The 19,553-nt window shown below is 69.7% G+C and carries 16 protein-coding genes; 7 read left to right on the top strand and 9 right to left on the bottom strand.

All coding sequences use genetic code 11. The features are described from left to right. From ABT367_RS16675 to ABT367_RS16660, 4 genes are all read right to left on the bottom strand, one after another. The coding region (locus ABT367_RS16675; protein WP_352253827.1) for a hypothetical protein at window positions 1-755 on the bottom strand (755 nt) is incomplete at its 3' end. A gap of 84 nt (window positions 756-839) precedes the next feature. Further along, a complete protein-coding gene (locus ABT367_RS16670) occupies window positions 840-1,298 on the bottom strand; it encodes a hypothetical protein (protein WP_352253826.1) in 459 nt (152 codons plus the stop codon). Further along, on the bottom strand, window positions 1,276-2,277 hold the full coding sequence (locus ABT367_RS16665; protein ID WP_352253825.1) for a serine/threonine-protein kinase: 1,002 nt from the start codon (window positions 2,275-2,277) through the stop codon (window positions 1,276-1,278). Before ABT367_RS16665 ends, ABT367_RS16670 begins: the two co-directional genes overlap by 23 nt. A 162-nt stretch (window positions 2,278-2,439) precedes the next feature. Further along, window positions 2,440-4,272: a phosphoenolpyruvate carboxykinase (GTP) gene (locus ABT367_RS16660; RefSeq protein WP_352253824.1), complete on the bottom strand. Its 1,833-nt coding sequence runs from the start codon at window positions 4,270-4,272 to the stop codon at window positions 2,440-2,442. 263 nt (window positions 4,273-4,535) lie between these two features. Here ABT367_RS16660 and trhA point away from each other — a divergent pair, with 263 nt between their 5' ends. From trhA to ABT367_RS16625, 7 genes are all read left to right on the top strand, one after another. Continuing rightward, window positions 4,536-5,231, top strand: a complete 696-nt coding sequence (gene trhA / locus ABT367_RS16655; protein ID WP_352253823.1) for a PAQR family membrane homeostasis protein TrhA — start codon at window positions 4,536-4,538, stop codon at window positions 5,229-5,231. A 290-nt stretch (window positions 5,232-5,521) separates the two neighbouring features. Next, the gene (locus ABT367_RS16650; protein ID WP_352253822.1) at window positions 5,522-7,075 is read left to right on the top strand and encodes an MFS transporter; all 1,554 of its coding nucleotides are present in this window, start codon (window positions 5,522-5,524) and stop codon (window positions 7,073-7,075) included. Between the two features lie 10 nt (window positions 7,076-7,085). Further along, window positions 7,086-7,778, top strand: coding sequence for a TetR/AcrR family transcriptional regulator (locus tag ABT367_RS16645; RefSeq protein ID WP_352253821.1), 693 nt, complete (start codon window positions 7,086-7,088; stop codon window positions 7,776-7,778). Window positions 7,779-7,900: 122 nt separating this feature from the next. Then, window positions 7,901-8,638 (top strand): Mut7-C RNAse domain-containing protein, encoded by a 738-nt coding sequence (locus tag ABT367_RS16640; RefSeq protein ID WP_352253820.1) that lies wholly within the window; start codon window positions 7,901-7,903, stop codon window positions 8,636-8,638. Between the two features lie 129 nt (window positions 8,639-8,767). Next, on the top strand, window positions 8,768-9,196 hold the full coding sequence (locus tag ABT367_RS16635; RefSeq protein ID WP_352253819.1) for a hypothetical protein: 429 nt from the start codon (window positions 8,768-8,770) through the stop codon (window positions 9,194-9,196). Next, window positions 9,193-9,885 (top strand): hypothetical protein, encoded by a 693-nt coding sequence (locus ABT367_RS16630; RefSeq protein WP_352253818.1) that lies wholly within the window; start codon window positions 9,193-9,195, stop codon window positions 9,883-9,885. Before ABT367_RS16635 ends, ABT367_RS16630 begins: the two co-directional genes overlap by 4 nt. A 9-nt stretch (window positions 9,886-9,894) precedes the next feature. Continuing rightward, complete coding sequence (locus ABT367_RS16625; RefSeq protein WP_352253817.1) at window positions 9,895-10,755, top strand: transporter substrate-binding domain-containing protein; 861 nt, start codon at window positions 9,895-9,897, stop codon at window positions 10,753-10,755. Between the two features lie 61 nt (window positions 10,756-10,816). Here ABT367_RS16625 and ABT367_RS16620 read toward each other — a convergent pair whose 3' ends face one another. The 5 genes from ABT367_RS16620 to ABT367_RS16600 form a co-directional block, all read right to left on the bottom strand. Further along, window positions 10,817-13,237, bottom strand: coding sequence for a galactose oxidase-like domain-containing protein (locus tag ABT367_RS16620; protein WP_352253816.1), 2,421 nt, complete (start codon window positions 13,235-13,237; stop codon window positions 10,817-10,819). Next, a complete protein-coding gene (locus tag ABT367_RS16615; protein WP_352253815.1) occupies window positions 13,234-14,403 on the bottom strand; it encodes a glycosyltransferase family 2 protein in 1,170 nt (389 codons plus the stop codon). Before ABT367_RS16615 ends, ABT367_RS16620 begins: the two co-directional genes overlap by 4 nt. Then, a complete protein-coding gene (locus tag ABT367_RS16610; RefSeq protein WP_352253814.1) occupies window positions 14,400-16,085 on the bottom strand; it encodes an ArnT family glycosyltransferase in 1,686 nt (561 codons plus the stop codon). Before ABT367_RS16610 ends, ABT367_RS16615 begins: the two co-directional genes overlap by 4 nt. Then, window positions 16,082-17,302 (bottom strand): glycosyltransferase, encoded by a 1,221-nt coding sequence (locus ABT367_RS16605; RefSeq protein ID WP_434975476.1) that lies wholly within the window; start codon window positions 17,300-17,302, stop codon window positions 16,082-16,084. The genes ABT367_RS16610 and ABT367_RS16605 overlap by 4 nt, the downstream gene beginning before the upstream one ends. Before the next feature lie 221 nt (window positions 17,303-17,523). Then, the gene (locus tag ABT367_RS16600) at window positions 17,524-19,551 is read right to left on the bottom strand and encodes a thioredoxin domain-containing protein (RefSeq protein ID WP_352253812.1); all 2,028 of its coding nucleotides are present in this window, start codon (window positions 19,549-19,551) and stop codon (window positions 17,524-17,526) included. Between the last annotated feature and the right edge of the window lie 2 nt (window positions 19,552-19,553).

The following is a 19,553-nucleotide window of genomic DNA, read 5'->3' as shown; positions in this document are numbered from 1 at the left end:
GGGCGCAGCGCCACGGTCTGCGTCGGGTCGGCGCGGTGGCGCGCGGTGCGCTCGGGTGCGGGCTTGCCCCGCGGGACCGGAGGTGCGGAGGTCCGCCCGGCCGCGTGCGCCGGGGACCGGCCCGCCGCGTGCGCGGGGCGGCGTACCGCCTTCATCAGGAAGACGATGAGAGCGAGCAGCGCGGTGAACACGCCGAGCAGCACCCACAGCGCGGTGTCGTCCTCGCCGTCCCCGGTGTCGAGCGAGCCGGCGAGTTCCGCCCGCACGAGACCGGCGCCGGACTGCTCCCGCGCCACGGCCTTGCACCACGCCTCCCCCGTCTTGCCGCCGCAGAGCCCCGCCGCCCGCGCCGCGTCGAGGGTGGGGCGGTCGAGCGGGGTGACGGTGCTGTCCGGTGCGAGCCGGCGCTCCTTCGCGAGCAGCAACAGGAGCGTGCCGCCCGGGCCGGTCCGCTGCCCTTCCGGTACGACGACGATCAGCGGCCCCTTCGCCAGCCGCTCCCGGTGCGCGGACAGCCGCAACCGGGCTGCGGGCAGGCCGAGTTGGATCTCCCGGTCCACCGTCATCAGATGCGGCCCGGCCCCCTTGGCCGTCTGCCCGTCCATGCAGTCCAGGCGTACGGAGAGCGCGCCCGGACAGTCGAGGTCCATGACCGGGTCCACGGCCGCGGCCGGCCGGGCCGTGAGCAGCCCGAGGAGCAGCACGCACCCGAGTACGGCCGCCCGCGTGCTCCCCGTACCCCTGGTGCTCCTCACGCTCCTCGCGCTCCTCGCACCGAGCTGTCCTCCGCGCTCCACCCCACACCCCCGAACGCCGTGGCCTCGTATCCCGGACTCGCCTCAGAGCCGGAACACTTGATGGCACCTCGTGAACATCTGCCGCGCCTGATCCGCCCAGTCGTCCGCCATCGCCCCGAAGTCCTTGGGCGTCATCCGGCAGGCGAGCGGCAGCTGGCAGACCCCGGCGATACAGGGGTCGGGGCCGCGGACGTCCCAGACGGAGAGCATGGGGAAGAGCTGTTCGGTGTTCCACGCGTTGGCCGCGGCGGCCGCCGTCGCCAGCTGGTCGCCGCGCAGCCGGCGCCCGTCGGCCATGAAGGCGACGAGCAGCCGCCGGGTCGTGGTGAAGCGGAAGGTCAGCGTGCGTGAGGCGCTGGGCAGATCGAAGTCGAGGCTCAGGGCGTGCTCGTCGGCCTCCACCCCCGCACCGGTCCCGGCGCCCCACGTACGCACCAACTCCCGCCAGTGCGACCCGATTTCCAGCTCCCCACCCTGGTCAGCGCGCGCCCGTGCTTCCATGGCTCACCGCCCCCGCCACCATCGCGTCGGTCAGGCCCGCGTCGAGCAGCGCCTGCGCGTGCGACTGCAGACAGGACGGTACGGAGACCACGGCGGCCCGCGAGTCCTCGCCCTGCCGGCTGTCCAGGTCACGCTCGCGCGAGCGGATACCGGCGGCCACCGAGGGCGGCGGCCAGGGCGGTGCGCTCTCGTCGGGGGCGAGCAGTTCGAGCAGCGGCGCGAGGCGGGGGCGTGCGGCCGGGTCCTTGGTCAGGCAGGGCAGGATGAGGCGGCACAACTCCTCGGGCGCACCGGCGAGATCGGGCTGCTCGGTCTGTACGCGGTAGGCCACGCGCTCCCCCGAGCCGAAGGGCGAACGCCCGGTCGCGGCGAAGGCGAGGACGCCGCCGAGCGCGAAGACATCGGTGGGCGGGCCCACGCTGCCGCCGGAGAGCTGCTCGGGCGCCATGAACGGCGGGGTGCCCATGACGACGCCCGCCTGGGTGATGCTGCTGGATCCGGCGAGGCGGGAGATCCCGAAGTCGATGACGCGGGGACCGTCGGCGGCCAGCAGCACGTTGGACGGTTTGAGATCGCGGTGCACGATGCCCGCCGCGTGGATGGCCATCAGCGCCTCGACCAGTCCCGCTCCGAGTCTGCGCAGATACGGCTCGGTCAACGGGCCGCCGGAGCGCACGGCTTCGGTCAGGGAGGGACCCGGTACGTACACGGTGGCGAGCCACGGCAGATCGGCGTCGGGGTCGGCGTCGACGACGGCGGCGGTGTAGGCGCCGCTGACGGCTCCGGCGGCGGCGACCTCGCGGGCGAAGCGCATCCGGAACTCCTGGTCGGCGACCAGTTCGGGGCGTACGACCTTGACCGCGACCGGTCGCCCGGCGCGGGAGCGGGCGAGGTAGACCCAGCCCATACCGCCGGAGCCGAGCCGGCCCACGATGCGGTAGCCACCGACCCTCAGCGGGTCACTGACCGGTGTTCTCATGGACCGAGTGTGCCCGGATTCTCCGTACGGTGAAGGGCGTGCGCACACATTGGCACATACGAAAAATCCGCCCATAACCGTGCCCCCGAAGCCAGTTGGGGCTCCGGGGGCAGCAGTTACGGGTGGTGCTTCACATACCTCGGGCGAGGCGCTTCATACGCCTCAGCCGAGACGCTTCACCAGAGCCCGGTACTCGTCCCACAGCTCCTTGGGCGTGTGGTCGCCGAAGGTGTTGAGGTGCTCGGGGACCAGGGCGGCCTCCTCGCGCCAGATCTCCTTGTCGACCGTGAGCAGGAACTCCAGGTCGGCGGCGGGCAGTTCGAGCCCGTCGGTGTCGATGGAGCCGACCGTCGGCAGGATGCCGATGGGGGTCTCGACACCCTCGGCCTTGCCGTCGAGGCGGTCCACGATCCACTTCAGGACACGGGAGTTCTCACCGAAGCCCGGCCACACGAACTTGCCCGCCTCGTTCTTGCGGAACCAGTTCACGTAGTAGATCTTCGGGAGCTTGCTCTGGTCCTTGTCTGCGCCGACCTTGACCCAGTGGGCCATGTAGTCGCCCATGTTGTAGCCGCAGAATGGCAGCATGGCGAAGGGGTCGCGGCGCAGCTCGCCGACCTTGCCCTCGGCGGCAGCGGTCTTCTCGGAGGCGACGTTGGCGCCGAGGAAGACACCGTGGTTCCAGTCGAAGGACTCGGTGACCAGCGGGACCGCGGAGGCGCGGCGGCCGCCGAAGAGGATCGCCGAGATCGGGACACCCTTGGGGTCCTCCCACTCGGGCGCGATGATCGGGCACTGCGAGGCGGGAACGGTGAAGCGGGCGTTCGGGTGCGCGGCCGGGACGCCGGACTCGGGGGTCCAGTCGTTGCCCTTCCAGTCGGTGAGGTGCGCCGGAGTCTCCTCCGTCATCCCCTCCCACCAGATGTCGTTGTCGTCGGTGAGCGCGACGTTGGTGAAGACCGAGTTGCCCCACAGGGTCTTCATGGCGTTGGCGTTGGTGTGCTCGCCGGTGCCGGGCGCGACACCGAAGAAGCCGGCCTCCGGGTTGATCGCGTACAGACGGCCGTCCTCGCCGAAGCGCATCCAGGCGATGTCGTCGCCGATGGTCTCGACGGTCCAGCCCTTGATCGTGGGCTCGAGCATCGCGAGGTTGGTCTTGCCACAGGCGCTCGGGAACGCGGCGGCCACGTACTTCGACTCACCCTGCGGGGGCGTCAGCTTGAGGATCAGCATGTGCTCGGCGAGCCAGCCCTCGTCGCGCGCCATCACGGACGCGATGCGCAGGGCGTAGCACTTCTTGCCGAGCAGGGCGTTGCCGCCGTAGCCCGAGCCGTACGACCAGATCTCGCGGGACTCCGGGAAGTGCGAGATGTACTTGGTGGTGTTGCACGGCCACGGCACATCCGCCTCGCCCTCCTGGAGCGGGGCGCCGAGGGTGTGCACGGCCTTGACGAAGAAGCCGTCGTCACCGAGCTCGTCGAGCACGGCCTGGCCCATCCGGGTCATGGTGCGCATGGAGACGGCGACGTACGCCGAGTCGGTGATCTCGACGCCGATCGCGGACAGGTCGGAGCCGAGCGGACCCATGCAGAACGGGACGACGTACATGGTGCGGCCGCGCATCGAACCGCGGAAGATGCCGCCCTGGTCGTCCTTGCCCTGAAAGATCTCCCGCATCTCGGCGGGGGCCTTCCAGTGGTTGGTCGGACCCGCGTCCGCTTCGTCCTCGGAGCAGATGAACGTGCGGTCCTCGACGCGGGCGACGTCGGTCGGGTCGGAGGCCGCGTAGTAGGAGTTCGGGCGCTTGATCGGGTCGAGCTTCTTGAACGTGCCCTTGGCGACGAGCTCTTCCGCGAGGCGCTCGTACTCCGCCTCGGATCCATCGCACCAGACCACCCTGTCCGGCTGCGTGAGGGCTGCGATCTCGTCCACCCAGGCGACAAGCTCTGCGTGGTTGGTGGGGGCACTGGTGGAAGCCGCGTTGTCGCGCGCCACGATCGCTCCTAAATGAGGGTTTTTTGTAGTTTGTTGCCCCTTGGGGGCTGCGACCCGGATCCTGCGGGCTTGAAATCACTCCAGCCGCTCATCCGGTGCCGACCTCACTCATTTGATCATCGGGGCGATTCGCCCATCTGTCCAGAGGGCCTCACACGTGAGCGTGCGCACATTGCGGGTGATCACGCACGCTTTGCCGGGCGGACGTGAGGGTGCGCACAGACCGTCCCTGTACTTACGGTGCCGTAGGTACGATTCCTCCCATGCCGTCTTCCGCCTCGCACCCCGAATCCGGGGGCCCCGTCGAGATCGACCTGCCGCACCCTGTGAAGCCGAAGCTCCGGGGCTGGCTGCATGCCGGCATGTTCCCGGCGGTGCTGATCGCAGGTATCGCACTGATCGTCTTCACCGACTCGACGCGCGCCCGGATCGCCACCGGCGTCTTCGTGCTCACGGCCTGCCTGCTCTTCGGCACGAGCGGCCTGTACCACCGCGGCACCTGGGGGCCTCGCGGCGAGGCCATCCTGCGCCGGCTCGACCACGCGAACATCTTCCTGATCATCGCGGGCACCTACACCCCACTCGCCCTGCTCCTGCTCCCCGACTCCACAGCCCGCCCGCTCCTGTGGGCGATCTGGGTCGCGGCGCTGGCGGGCATCGCGTTCCGCGTCTTCTGGGTCGGCGCCCCGCGCTGGCTCTACACCCCGTGCTACATCGCGATGGGCTGGGCCGCGGTCTTCTTCCTGCCCGACTTCATGCGCACCGGCGGCATCGCGGTGCTCGTCTGCGTCATCGTCGGCGGCGTCCTCTACACCGTCGGCGGAGTGATCTACGGGATGAAGCGGCCGAACCCGTCACCGCGCTGGTTCGGCTTCCACGAGGTGTTCCACTCCCTCACCCTTGCGGCGTTCGTGGTGCACTACGTGGGGATTTCGCTGGTCGCCTACCAGCACGCGTGAGTCCGTCCACATCCTGAGCCCTGAGTGGCCGCGGCCTGGAGGCCGCGGCCACTTGCCATGTCAGGGCACTCACACCGGCGACGACCACGCCCACGACGGCCCATACGCCGACGGCCACGAGACCGACCACGCTGAGCGCCGCGACGGTCCAGGCGAGTCTGTCCACGCGCATCCGCAACCCCCTCCACCCCTGCGGCCCGCCCCGGTCACGAACCGTGAGATCCCGTGTACCCAGAGACCTTCGGGAAAAACTTGACAGTCACTCTCACTTGAGAGCTACTCTCATTTTTATGACACAGACTCCGCGCACGACCCGGAGCACCGCCGCCCACCCCGACCTCGACCCCCGCCGCTGGTGGGCCCTCGGGGCGATGGTCGCGAGCATGCTGGTGCTCGGCTTCGACATGACGATCCTGAACGTGGCGCTGCCGACGATGGCCGAGCAACTGGGCGCCACCACCGGCCAGCAGCAGTGGATGGCGGACGCCTACATCGTGGTCTTCGCCGCCCTGATGCTCCCCGCGGGCCTGCTCGGCGACCGGTTCGGACGGCGCTCGATGCTGATCACCGGCCTCGCGATCTTCCTCGTGGGCTCGGTGATCGGGACCCTCGCCACGAGCGTCGGGCCGGTGATCGGGGCGCGGGCCGTGATGGGGATCGGCGCCGCGTTCGTGATGCCGCTCGCCCTCGCCGTACTGCCGTCGCTGTTCCCCGAGGAGGAGCGCGGCAAGGCGGTCGCCCTCGTCACCGCCGCGTCCGCGCTCGGCATGCCGCTCGGGCCGATCATCGGCGGCTGGCTGCTCGACCACTTCTGGTGGGGCTCGGTCTTCCTGATCAATGTGCCGATGGTGGCGATCGGGGTGCTCGCCTGCGCCTTCCTGCTGCCCGAGACCCGCGATCCGTCCTCCCCCTCGGTCGACGCCGTGTCGACCGTGCTGACCGTGGGCGGGCTCGGGGCACTCACGTACGGGATCATCGAGGCGCCCGTGCGCGGCTGGGGCGACCCGCTGGTGGTGGGCGGGCTCGCCGCGAGCGTGTTGCTGATCGGCGGCCTGGTGGCGCGCGGGCGGCGGGCGGAGCGTCCGATGCTCGATCTGAAACTGCTCGGCCACCGGCCGTTCCTGCTCAACACGCTGGTGGCCACGCTCGTGATGTTCGTGCTCTCCGGGCTGCTCTTCCTGCTGCCTCCCTACCTTCAGGCGGTGCTCGGCCATGACGCGTTCGGGACCGGGCTTCGGCTGCTGCCGCTGATCGGCGGGCTCGTGGTGGCGGCGAAGGCCAGCCAGCCGCTCGTCGAGCGGGTCGGGGCACGGGCCGTGATCTGCACGGGACTTGTGGTGCTCACGTTCGCCGCACTGCTCGGGGCGCGCACCACCGTCGAGAGCGGATACGGATTCACCGCGCTGTGGCTGACCATCGCGGGCGCGGGCTTCGGCTTCGCGATGATGCCGGCCATGACCGCCGCGATCGGCGCGCTGCCCCGGGACCGGGCGGGCAGCGGCTCGGGGCTGCTGATGACCGTACGGCAGGTGGGCGGCGCGATCGGGATCGCCCTGCTCGGCTCGCTGCTCGCGGGGGTGTTCGCCGGCCGGCTCGACACGGGGCGGCTGCCCGTGGACCTCGCCGACCGCGCCGGTGAGTCGGTGGTGGCCGCGAAGGTGGTCGCACGGCAGCTCGGCGACGAGACGCTCGCCGCCTCCGCGGACGCGGGCTATGTGCACGGGATGGTGGTCGTGCTGCTCGTCTGCGCGGGCGCGGCGCTGGTGACCGCGGCGCTCGCGGCATGGCTGCTGCCCCGGCGGGCCCCGGCCGCGGACGTGGCCGAGTCCGTCGTGCATGCCTGAGAATGCCCGTATGGCCGCCCGTACGAAGACCCCTGCCGCGCCCGCCGGTTCATCCGCGGATCCGGCCGACCATCAGCCCCCCGAGGGATTCCTCGCCGAGTTCCTCGGGGCGCAGAACGCCCAGCTCGGGCTGCGCGAACGCAAGAAGCAGGCCACGCGGAACGCGATCCGCAAGGCCACGTACGCGCTGATCGAGGAGCAGGGGTACGAGGCGACCACCATCGAGCAGATCGCGCGCGACGCGGATGTGTCGCCGTCCACGGTCTTCCGGTACTTCGCGACCAAGGAGGACATCGTCCTCACCGACGAGTACGACCCGATCATGCTCGAGGTGCTGCGGGAGCGGCCCGCCGGTGAACCCCCGCTGTCCTCGCTGCGGTTCCTGCTCACCGAGGCGGTCAAGGCGGTGGCCGCGCACGAGCCCGAGGAGCTGAAACAGCGCAGCCGGCTGATCGTCGAGGTGCCGGCCGTACGGGCGCGGATGACCGAGACGATGGCGCAGACATCGCAGGCGCTCAGCGTCGTGCTCGCCGAGCGGACCGGGCGCGAGCCCGACGACCTCGACGTGCGCATGTTCACGGCGGCGGTGCTCGGGGCGCTGCGCGAGGCGATGATCTATTGGGGCGAGCACGAATTCGAGGAGGATCTCCTGACCGTGGTCCTTCGCACCTTCGACCTCTTCGAGCGCGGCCTCACCCTCTGAACTCCCGGCGACCGCCCGTCCGCCGGTCCGCAGTGCGCAGTCCGCAGTCCGCAGTCCGCAGTCCGCAGTCCGCCGAGGAAAACCCCAGGCCACCGGCGTGGGCGCGGTGGCATCCTGGTCCGGTGAACGGACCTGAGATCATCGTCGGCTTCGCGCCCGGGCTCGCGCTCTTCCTGCCGCACGAGCGCCGCGGCGCACCCAGCACGCTGACCACGGACGGCTCCTCGACACTCGGGCACACCGTCGAGTCGCTCGGCGTGCCGCTCACCGAGGTGGGGCGGCTCGTCGTCGACGGACGTGAGGTGGCGGCCTCGCACATCCCGGCGCACGGCGAGAGCGTCGACGTGTACGAGGTGGAGCGGCCGCAGTCCGTCGAGGGGGCGCCGCTGCGGTTCCTGCTCGATGTGCATCTGGGCACGCTGGCCCGGCGGTTGAGGCTGCTCGGCGTGGACGCCGCGTATCTGTCCGAGGACATCGGCGACCCCGCACTCGCCACCTACTCGGCCCGCGACCGCCGCGTGCTCCTGAGCCGCGACCGGGGGCTGCTGCGGCGGCGAGAGCTGTGGGCGGGCGCGTATGTCTACAGCGACCGGCCCGAGGAGCAACTGCGCGATGTGCTCGGCCGGTTCAGGCCCGAGCTGCGGCCGTGGACGCGCTGCACCGCCTGCAACGGAACCCTCGCCTCGGTCACCAAGGAAGACGTGGCCCACCTCCTCGAGGAAGGTACGCGGCGTACGCATGAGGTGTTCGCGCAGTGCACCGCGTGCGAGCGCCTGTACTGGAGCGGCGCCCACCACAAGCAGCTGGAGCAGGTGGTGGCGGAGGCGATGGCGGAGTTCGGCGAGGCGGCGCGTGGCTGAGGCGGGCCGCGCCGTACCGAAAGGGTGAGCAGAGCTCGAAAATACGCGCTTACCGCACAGCGACGCCGGGTAACTCCCCTTCCCTGAGGTGATGTTGCGTCACAGGAGAAGCGGAACCGGGGGCCGGTCATGTCCGAACTGATCAACACCGCAAGCCAGTTGGTGCCGTACGTGACCGGGTTCGGCGGGGCCGTGGTCCTCGCCGCACAGAACCGGGCGGCCGAGAGCGTGGTCGAACGCGGGCGGCTGTTCCTCGACCGGGTCGTGTTCCGGCGCGGGGACGACGCGGGTGAGCCGGTTCCCGACAGCCCGGCGCGACGCGAGCTCGCCGACGCACTGGACGCACTGTCCGACGACGACCGTGCGCTGATCGCCGGCGCGGTGGGCCGCTGGCTGGAGTCCGGGGCCCGGGGCGCCGGCGCACTGCGGGCCGAACTGGGCCTGCCGGAGCCGGGCGGCCATCACGCCGTGACGTACGGGCCGAACTCGATCGCGATCGGGCAGAACATCGGCGACATCCGGATGGGCAGAGCGTCGGACGAAGACGGCACGCGATGAGCACGCCGCAGGGCCCGTCGGCCACGAGCACGGGTGACAACTCGCTCTCCATAGGCCAGAACATCGGCAACGTCATCGTCAGCCTCATGGCCGGGCCGGGGGCCTGGAACTGGCCGCCCTTCTGCGTGGTCGTCGCCGTCGGCACGTACGCCTATACGCGTACGCCGGAAGCATCGACCCAACTCGCCCTGGTGCACGCCCTGTTCCTCACCGCACTGGTGCTCACGGTCGCCCGCACCCTGATCGCCCCGGCACGCAAGCAGGCGCGGGCCATGGTCACCGCGCTCGCCCTGGTGCTCACCGCGCTGGGCTTCCTGCGCGTGGAGGAGCTGCGCGAGAGCGGGGACGTCGATGTCACGGACAGTACGAGGATCACGCCCGCGGAGCCTTTGGAGACGGGTGAGATCTTCACCGTGACGGCCCCGGGTGAGCCGCACCGTGCCTGGCTGCGCCTCACCCTGAAGGTCTCCGACGGCGCTCCCGGCGTCCAGACCTGCACCCCCGACACCACTCTGGACGTGCGGCTGCTCGGCCCGGGGAACACCACGACCCCGGACGTCCGCTCCGGCGAGCCGGTGGAACTCGACCTCACGCGGAAGGCGACCACCTTCCAGGCCGAGGTCACCGTCCGCACGCCCCAGGGGTGCGAGATGAACGTGTCCGTGGCCGACGCCGTGCTGCACGACTGAGGGGACCTCATGTTCGCATTCCGCCGGACCGCGGCACTGCTGTCCGTGGGCGTGCTGCTCGCCGCCGTGAGCTGCGGCGAGGAAGAGCCGCCGACGTTCCTCGGCAAGGAACGGATCAACGTCGCCATGGTCAACGACCTGCCCGGCCTGAGCCGCACCGACAACAACAAGCGCACCGGCTTCGACCAGCTGCTCGTGCAGGAGCTGAAGAGGGCGATGGACGTCGAGACCCTCACGCAGTTCGACGTCGCCACCGGCGAGCGGCTGACGGCGATCGAGGACGGACGCGCCGATCTCACCGTGTCCGCGTTCTCCATCGTGGACGACCGGATGAAGAGGATCGACTTCGTGGGGCCGTACCTCACGACCTGGCAGGGCTTCCTCGTGCGCAAGGACACGATCGGCAAGGTCGACGACATCGAGGACTTCAAGGGCGAGACCGTCTGCGCCTGGGAGGGCTCCACCTCCGAGGAGCAGCTGCGCCGCCGGGGCATCGAGCCCCTCGTCCTCGACGACGCGTCGGACTGCTTCGAGAGACTGCTCGAGAAGCGCGCCCTCGCCATCTCGACCGACCAGCTGATCCTGCACGGCTACGCACAGCTCTACAGCAAGGAAGGCGTGCAGGTGGTCCCCGGCGTCACGTTCGGGGCGCCGCAGCACTACGGGATCGGCCTGGCCAAGAAGCACCGCAAGCACTGCGAGCGGCTGAAGAAATGGGTCAAGGAGTTCGTGGAGAGCACCGACTGGATGGCCGGCATCCAGACGAACCTGCCGCACCTCGTCGCATCCGAACCGGACTGGACGGACCGTGCGAAGCCGAACGCGGCATCGATCGACGCGCGCTCCTGCCGGGACGAGCCCGGCTCCTGAGGCCAGGCGGCCGGGCACGCGGGAGGGCCGGGACGACAAGTCCCGGCCCTCCCACGTCGGTTCAGCCCTTCCTTCGGACGTCCGCCTTCCCGCAGGCGAGCCCGTCCCCGTTGCGGTCCAGGTTCAGCGGATCGTCGCCGTGGACCTTCAGGCGGCCGTAGTCGTGGTCCTTCAACCACTCGCAGCGGGCCTTCGTCGTGTCCGGCACGTCCGGCGGGAAGTTCGTCGGGACGCAGGTGTTGACCGAGCCGTAGTGGCGGTCGCAGCCGGAGACCGTCGGGCTGACCGGGACCGAGTCACGCTTGGGCTGCTGCGCCTTCGGCGACTTCGCCAAGTCGTCCGCGAACTCGTGGACATGGGCCGCCGGAGCGTCCTTCGCCATCGCCGCGGGACCCCCCAGGTGGACCCACTCCGCGATCGACGGGACACCGTTCGCGTCCACCGCGAACAGCATGTACCAGCCGGGCGGGGCCATGTTCGGGTTGGACGTGACGTTCAGGTCGATGTTGTTGCCGTCGACCGTCAGCGGCAGGTCCACGAACCGCTGGTTCGGGTCCGAGGAGTGCGTCACGGCCGCGGGACGGATCAGCTCCGCCTTCGCGATGGGCCGGTCGACCGTGATCCGCTGCGTGTCCCCGTACGTCCACTGCTTGTCGATCAGGGACGTGATCTTCGGGCGGGGGCCCTTGAAGAGGTACGAGGGCGAGTAGATCGACACGTCGTGGTTCCACGAGCCGTTGCCCGGGTTGTCGCCCGTGGTCATGACGCGGCCGTCGGGCAGCAGGAACGCGGAGGAGTGGTAACCGCGCTCCTCCGGGTCCGTGGCGACCTGGTCGAAGGTCTCGGTCTCCGGGTCGAAGATCGAGGTCTCGTACACCGGGTCGGCGCGGTCGTGCATCGCGCCGCCGGTCTCCAGGACCTTGCCGTCGGGCAGCAGGACCGCCGAGACGTACATCTTGCCCTCGGCGCCCGTCTGTTCGCGCTTGCCCAGGCCCTGGTCGACCGTGCCGAGCGGGATGTCGGGGCCCTGCACGTACTGAGGATTGGGGTTCTTGAGGTCGATGATGTCGACGAGCCGGTTGGCGACCGGGTTCTTCTCGTTGTTGCCGCCGCCCATCGTGATGACCTTCTGGTCCTGGGCGGGCGGCAGCAGGACGGAGGCCGACTCGTCACGCTCGTCCTTGAGCCTGAGGCCCGGGACGTCCGTGATCGTGTTGGCGTCGTAGTCGTAGATCGAGGCGCCGGTGCCGGGCGTGCCGTTGCCGAAGGTGTGGCTGCCCGAGTAGAAGAGCCGGCCGTCCTGCATCAGGATCATCGCCGGGTACAGGCCCCAGTACGACCAGGTCTGGTTGACCTCGTTGATCGGCAGCCACTTCTGCTGGGCCTGGGAGAACTTCTCGGCCACGACCGCGCCGGTGGAGTCCTCCTTCAGACCGCCGAAGGAGATGACGTCACCGTTGCCGAGGACGGTCGCCGAGGGGTACCAGTGCCCCTCGTTCATGTCGTTGGTCTTGATGTACTGCTCGGTGGCGGGATCGAAGATGTACGAGTCCTTGTATCCCTGGTAGCCGATCGTGCCGTCGGCGCTCGGGAAGCCCTTGGTCCCGCTCATCACGAGGACCTTGCCGTCACTGAGCTGGACGTGACCGGCGCAGAACATGTCCTTGGGCGTGGGGATCTGCTTGTACGTGCCGTTCTTCGGGTCGTACACGGCGGAGGTGAACTTCCCCGCGGCGAAAGCGGCTTGGTCGTTCCCGGAGCCGGCGATCAGCAGGATCTTGCCGTTGTGCAGCACGACGCTGTGCATCGAGCGGACCGGGTTGGGGGTCGCGAGGACCTGCCACTTGCCGTCCTTGCACTCGGTCGCGGTGCCGGTGCAGACCGGGTCCGGGGTGGGCGGCGCGACCTCTTCCATCACATAGTCGTCTGTGGTCACCGCGCCCGTGCCGTAGACGCTGACGCCCCAGGCGATCTGGTCGGTGCCGGCCGGGACGGCGGGCGTGCGGACCTCGGTCCTCGCGTAGGCGGCCTGCACGGGAAGGGTCTTGAGGTCCGTCCAGTACTGCCAGCCGGCCGTGGTGTCGTGCCGGAAGAGCGTGATCGAGGCGTCCGGTGTCGTCGACTTGTACCAGAGGCTCAGGTCGTACTGCTTGTCCGGAGTCACCTTGGGGGCACAGGTGGCGTTCTCGGTGATCAGGGCCTTGCGGTCGCCTTCGACCCGGCGGGTGATCTCGACCTTCATCGCCTTCGTGCCGCTGTGGGCGTCCGGTGTGGTGGTGAAGGTGAAGTCGTTGTCGCCCCAGCCGGACTTGGACCAGCAGTTGGGCATGTCACCGGTGCCGGCCGTCTCGAAGCCCGGGTTCTGGATCAGGTTCGCGGCGGCGGTGGCCTGTTGCTGCGGTATCGCGAGCAGGAGCGCCGCGGTCAGGGCTCCCACCCCGGCGAGGGCCGTGCCCCGCCTGGGCAGTCTCGGTCGTCTCACTGTGTCCCCCTCGGTGCGGCTCGGTTCTTACGCGTGTAGACCAACGCCTCCGTCCCGGCGTAGCGCAGGACGAACGTCAGGATCAGGGCCGTTGCCGTGGCCGGCAGGACGGACATCCCCCAGCTGCCGACCAGGAGCGCGATCAGCGGGATGCGCAGGACCAGATCCGCGTTGGCGAGGACCGCATAGCGGCCGATGCGGTCGGAAAGGCGGCGGTGGCGGCGGGTGCGGAAGAGGAGGACCTCGATCAGGAGGAAGTTCCAGGCCACACCGAACTGGTTCGCCACGATCTCGGCCGGCAGATAGTGCATCCCGGCCGCAGTGAGCCCGTACAGGGCAAGGAGGTTGGGCACGAAGCCCGTCAGGCCGATCAGGCCGAACGCGATCATCCGCCAAAGGGGCTTGGAGGTGCGCAGCTCCACGAGGTGGCGCAGGAAGCGCAGGCCTTCGCGGGCCGTCGACTTGGACTCGCCCGCGAAGCGGTCCTGGAAGACGAACGGGACCTCACGGACACTGCGCGGGCCGCAGCGGACCGCGAGCTCCATCAGGATCTTGTAGCCGAGCGGGCGCAGATCCTCCGCCATGACGGCCGCGCGACGGATCGCGAAGAAGCCGCTCATCGGGTCGCTGATGCCGCGCAGGGCGCGCGGGAACAGGCCCTTGGTCAGCCAGGTCGAGGCACGGGAGACCGCGACGCGGTAGCCGCCGGCCAGACCCGCGCGGCTGCCGCCCTTCGTATAGCGGCTGGCCACGACCAGATCGGCGCCCGAGCTCTCGCCCGTGGCGATCAACTCCGGTACGAGGGACGGCGGATGCTGCAGATCCGCGTCCATGACCACGACCCAGTCCGAGGCCGCCGCCTTGATGCCCTCGACCACGGCGCCGCCGAGGCCGCCGGTGGGCACCTCGCGGTGGATCACCGAGACCGGGAACGGGCAGTCCTGGGCGGCCTTGGCCACCTGCTCGGGGGTGTCGTCCGTGGAGTCGTCCACGAAGATCACTTCGCAGGGGACGCGGGACGGCACGGACTCGGTGATACGGCGCAGCAACTCCCGGACGTTCCCGGACTCGTTGAAGCTCGGGATGATCACGGTGACGGCGCCGGGTTCCGGCACCGCGGTCAGTTCCCCGAGGGAGTCCTCGGCCGGTGTCTCGTAGATGCTCATCGCTTCCCCCCGCTGCCCGCCGCGATCTGGCGGATCTCGACCCGGTCCTCGCCCGTCCCGAACACCGCGACCGCCTCGGAGTGTTCGAGGGCGGCCTTGACGTTCGGCAGATCCACCGCGTCGCGCCGTACCGTCGGCGAGGCCACGATGTAGTCGACGTCGCGCCAGCCGCCCGGCATGGTCTTGGAGACGGCGGGGTCGAGGTCGGCCTTGTAGAACCAGATCGCGCCGAGGCCGGGCTCATAGCCGGCGTGCACGAGGTCGAGCCACATCGCGTCGTCCACCAGGACGCGCTTGTCGCCACGGTCGGAGACCTGGGTGGCCATCCACGAAGCGGCCGCCCGGTAGGGGCCGTTGGCGTCCTGGGTCATGGCGGTGCGGTTGCCGTCGTACCACTTCGGCACGATGTAGGTGAGCGCGGCCAGGGCCAGGACGGCGGCCGTCGCCCAGCGCAGACCGGTCACCGCCCGCGGTTCGTCCACGCGCCGGCGGGAGCGGATGAGCACCGCGTGCGAGACGCTCGCCGCGGCGCCCGCGAGCACCAGGGACAGGAAGGGCAGCGCCTGGATGATGTACATCGCCGGCAGATAGCCGGACGGGCGCATCGAGACCAGCGCGAGGATCGCGACCGCGAGCGCGGGTCCCGCGAGCGCACGGGCCGTGACCGACCAGCGCAGGACCACGAGCAGCAGGAGCGCCGCGGCGAGACCGCCGATCGGCAGCACCTTGTCGTAGTACAGCCAGGACTCGAGGACCCCGTTCGAGCCCGAGCCCGCGTCGAAGATGAAGCCCGATCCCGGACGGCTCATCTGGTACGCGATGCCGTCCCAGAGCGAGACATGGCCCGCGCCCGGGAACAACTCGCCCTTGAGCAGCGCGTAGAGCGGATAGCCGAGGCCGATCAGCGCACAGGCGGTGATCGCTCCGGTGACCGCGAACTTACGGGTGTCGCGGTGGCTGTGCCGCCACATGGTGAGCAGCACCGCCGGCAGGATGACGAGCATCGTCTCCTTGGTGAGCACGCCCACCGCGGCGGCCATGCCCGCGCCGAAGTGGTGCCACAGATGCCGCGAGGGCGAGGCCGCCAGGCAGAAGGCGAGCAGCATCCACATCACGGCGATGTTGTCAAGGAAGATCTCGCGCTGCAGGACCACCGACAGCGGGGAGAGCCCGAACAGCACCATCGCGAGACCGGCCGCCCAGCGCGGCAGCCAGAGCCGGCGCGCGAGGACGTAGAGCAGCACCGCGCTGACCGCGCTGACGAGCAGCATCGCCAGCCGCATGCTGCCGACCGTCATCGCGTCCGGGGCGACCAGGGACGGTATGTAGGTCAGGCCCGCTATCTGGATCCAGCCCAGTGGCGGGTGGTCGTACCAGTACGTGTAGTGCGCGAGGCCCTTGCCCTCCTGGACGGCCCAGGCCTGGGCGAGGTACGTGCCCTCGTCGTCGCTGAGGTTCGGGTAGCCGGCGATGTTCCAGCCCTGGACGACGAGGATCGCGGCGAGCAGCAGCGTGCACAGGATGAGGTCGGCCGGCGAGCTGCGGAAACGGACGACCGGACGGACCGTCACCCACCGCTTGTCGTGCCTGGTGGGCTTCTTCGGGGCGCTTTCGGGCGCACGGGTCTGCTGGACGGGGATCTCGGTGGTCGCCGAGTCCGCCGCCGGAAGCGTGGAGGTCACGCGCGGATCTCCTCAGGGCTCAGATGTGCGCCGACGTGGCTGGTCAGCTCCCACTCGTTGTTGCCGCGGCTCTCGCGCCACACTGCGCGGATCGCGGCGAAGGCAAGGAGCACCTGGTAGAAGGGCCCGCCGACGATGAGCTTGATGTAGTGGATCAGCCTGATCTTGAGGGCGTACTGCTTGCCGAAGTCGTGCAGTCCGACCACCTCGAAGACGAAGGTGACGAACGCCGTGATCAGCGGCAGGAAGGTGATGAAGGCGACCCCGACGGGCACGTCGAGGAAGAGGGCGACCGCCACGTTGAGCGGAATGATCAGTCCGGTGAAGGCCTGCAGGAACGGCGTCATCAGCGTGTAGCGGGCCAGCAACCGCTGCCCGAACGTGGGCAGTTGCTTCCAGTCCTTCTTGCGGTAGACCTGAAGGAAGCCCTGGTTCCAGCGGGTGCGCTGCTTGAGCAGCGACACCAGCGTGCCGGGGGTCTCCTCGCGGGTGACCATGTCGGAGTCGTACGCGACGACGACCTTCTTGCCGATGCTCGAAAGCCGCACACCCAGATCGCAGTCCTCGGCGAGGCAGTTCTGGTCCCAGCCGCCGGCGTCGCGCAGGACGTCCGTGCGCACGAAGACGGTGTTGCCGCCGAGCGGGATGAACCCCTTCTGCGCATGCAGATGCAGCCGCGAGCGGAACCAGAAGAAGTACTCCAGGCAGTTGCGCAGGCTGTACCAGCTGGAGTGGAAGTTGATCAGCTGCACCCCGCCCTGCACCACATCGGCGCCGGTCGAGCGGAACGCGTGGTCGACGTGCGCGAGCAGCTCCGGATGGACCTGGTCCTCGGCGTCGAAGACACCGACGACATCGCCGCGGCAGTGCGGCAGCGCGGTATTGAGCGCCTTCGGCTTGTTCTTGACCTCATGGGTGTCGGTGATGACCCGGACCCTTCGGTCCCGTCGGGCCGCCTCGTCGGCGACCGCGGCGGTCTCCGGATCGTCATGGCCGACGATCACGATGATCTCGAAAGCGGCATGGCTCGACTCGAGCAGCCGCTGGATCGTGTGATCCAGAACGGCCTGCTCGTGCCGCGCGGGCAGCAACAGTGAGAACGCGAGTCCGTCGTTCCCGTGCGGCGCTTCGAACCTCGTGGCGGCGAGCGTTTCCGGCGTACGCCAGGCATGCATCTGCCACCACAAGGTGAAAGCAGCCATCCAGAACAGCGCCATCGAGACAGCACTGATCACAACAGTGGACAGCAAGAGTCCCCCCAGACCCCACAGTGGGAACGACTCCCCGTCGTCCCACACCCCCAGGCAACGGCCGACGGCCGCACCATTCCCCCAAGCTACGTGGAGAGAATACGGGGGGATTGTGAAGGCCAGCAGCTCTTACAAGCAAATCCCTTGTTTCATCTCAGCCCCCAAGATGTACGACCCATCACATCTCTTTACGGTTGTACGAGCTTTTCGGACAGTTCCTGAACGCTGGTGACCGGGGCGTCGCAGGTGAAGTTTCTGCACACATACGCAGCCGGCGCAGCGTTCACCAGCGGACGTCCGGCCAGCAACGGCAGTTCCTGCTCATCTCCGTGAGCCACGACGGCACCAGGGGCGGTGGTCAAAAGCGCCGCGCGCACCAGCTCGCGCGTGTCCGGATCGTTACGATCCCCGACCACCGCGATCTCCCGCGGACCGTCGAGCAGCGCCTCGGCGACGGCGAGCCCGTGCCCGATGAACCGCGGCGCCTTCGGCCCCAGCGCCTGCACGATCCCCAACGCCCGCTCGGCAGCCGTGCGATGAGGCTCGGCGCCCGTGTGGGCGGCATACGTGAGCAGCGCACCCGCCGCGGCACTCCACCCGCTCGGGGTGGCGTTGTCCGTCGGATCCTGCGGCCGCCGGATCAGCTGCTCGGCGTCGTGCGCCGTGTCGTACAGCGCACCGTCCTCATCCGCGAACTGGTCGAGCACGATGTCGAGCAGGAACCCGGCGAACTCCAGCCAGACCCCCTCCCCCGTCACCGACGCGAGCGCGAGGAAGCCCTCGGCCACATCCGCGTAGTCCTCGAGCACCCCGTTGTTCGCACCCCGCCGGCCGTCCTTCGAAGTGCGCGCGAGCCGGGCGTCGGGTCCCATGTGCAGCCGTACGAGAAGATCCCCCGCGGCCAGCGCGGCGTTCACCAGGTCCGGCCGGTCGAAGTACGCACCGGTCTCGGCCAGCGCGGCGATCGCAAGCCCGTTCCAGGCCGCCACCACCTTGTCGTCCCGGCCGGGCTCGGGCCGCAGCGCCCGCGCCTCGAACAGCCGCTGCCGGATGGACCGGAGCTTCTCCGATTCCACCAGAGCGTCGCCCTGCGGGAGTTGAAGCACCGAGGCCCCCTCCTCGAAGGTCCCCTCCTCCGTCACCCCGTAGTGCACCGCGGCCAGTCCGGCATCCTCCTCCCCGAGCACCTCGACGAGCTGCTCCGGCGTCCATACGTAGAAGGCGCCCTCCACATGCTTCCCGGAGACCGGATCCTCCGAGTCCGCGTCGAGCGCGGAGGCGAACCCGCCCTCGTTGGTACGCAGTTCGCGCACCATGAAGTCGGCGGTCTCCAGAGCGACCCGCTTGGCGAGCTCACTGCCGGTGGCACGCCACAGATGGGCGTAGGCCCGACACAGCAGGGCGTTGTCATAGAGCATCTTCTCGAAGTGCGGGACCACCCACTTCCGGTCCACGGAGTACCGCGCGAACCCGCCCCCGAGCTGGTCGTAGATCCCGCCCCGCGCCATCCGCTCCAGCGTGTCCTGCGCCATCTGCAGCGCACCCACCGCGCCGGTGCGCGCGTGATGCCGCAGCAGGAACTCCACGACCATGGACGGCGGGAACTTGGGCGCTCCCCCGAACCCGCCGTGCGTGGCGTCGTAGTCCCTGGTCAGCCCGAGCAGCGCCTGGTTGAGCTCCTCCTCGCCCGGCAGCCCGGCCGCCCCGTACGCGAGCTCCCGCTGCGACAGATCCCGCGCGATCTTCTGCGCGACCTCGGTGACCTCGTCACGCCGGCCGCTCCACGCCTGCTGCACCCCCTCCAACACCTGCCGGAACGAGGGCATCCCGTGCCGGGGCGCGGGCGGAAAGTACGTACCGAAGTAGAACGGCTCCTTGTCCGGCGTCAAGAACACCGTCATCGGCCACCCACCCTGCCCGGTAGCCGCCTGCACGGCCTCCATATACACGGCGTCGACATCGGGCCGCTCCTCGCGGTCGACCTTGACGTTGACGAAGTGCTCGTTCATGTAGGCGGCGGTGGACTCGTCCTCGAAGGATTCGTGAGCCATCACATGGCACCAGTGGCAGCTCGCATATCCGACGCTCAGCACGACCGGCACCCCGCGCCGGCGCGACTCCTCGAAGGCTTCGGGCGACCACGGCCACCAGTCGACGGGGTTGTCGGCGTGCTGGAGGAGGTAGGGGGAGGTCTCTTGGGCCAGTCGATTCGGCATAC

Origin of the sequence: Streptomyces mesophilus (assembly GCF_040300965.1) — a bacterium.
GTDB classification, from domain to species: Bacteria; Actinomycetota; Actinomycetes; order Streptomycetales; family Streptomycetaceae; genus Streptomyces; species Streptomyces mesophilus_A.
The sequence above is the reverse complement of the archived record's forward strand: the minus strand, read 5'-3'. Positions and strand labels throughout refer to the sequence as shown.

Coding starts and splice junctions, on each gene's coding strand:
- ABT367_RS16670 (WP_352253826.1), bottom strand. CDS start 1,298: ATGGAAGCACGGGCGCGCGCTGACCAGGGTGGGGAGCTGGAAATCGGG.
- ABT367_RS16665 (WP_352253825.1), bottom strand. CDS start 2,277: ATGAGAACACCGGTCAGTGACCCGCTGAGGGTCGGTGGCTACCGCATC.
- trhA (WP_352253823.1), top strand. CDS start 4,536: ATGCCGTCTTCCGCCTCGCACCCCGAATCCGGGGGCCCCGTCGAGATC.
- ABT367_RS16650 (WP_352253822.1), top strand. CDS start 5,522: ATGACACAGACTCCGCGCACGACCCGGAGCACCGCCGCCCACCCCGAC.
- ABT367_RS16645 (WP_352253821.1), top strand. CDS start 7,086: ATGGCCGCCCGTACGAAGACCCCTGCCGCGCCCGCCGGTTCATCCGCG.
- ABT367_RS16635 (WP_352253819.1), top strand. CDS start 8,768: ATGTCCGAACTGATCAACACCGCAAGCCAGTTGGTGCCGTACGTGACC.
- ABT367_RS16630 (WP_352253818.1), top strand. CDS start 9,193: ATGAGCACGCCGCAGGGCCCGTCGGCCACGAGCACGGGTGACAACTCG.
- ABT367_RS16625 (WP_352253817.1), top strand. CDS start 9,895: ATGTTCGCATTCCGCCGGACCGCGGCACTGCTGTCCGTGGGCGTGCTG.
- ABT367_RS16615 (WP_352253815.1), bottom strand. CDS start 14,403: ATGAGCATCTACGAGACACCGGCCGAGGACTCCCTCGGGGAACTGACC.
- ABT367_RS16605 (WP_434975476.1), bottom strand. CDS start 17,302: ATGGCGCTGTTCTGGATGGCTGCTTTCACCTTGTGGTGGCAGATGCAT.
- ABT367_RS16600 (WP_352253812.1), bottom strand. CDS start 19,551: ATGCCGAATCGACTGGCCCAAGAGACCTCCCCCTACCTCCTCCAGCAC.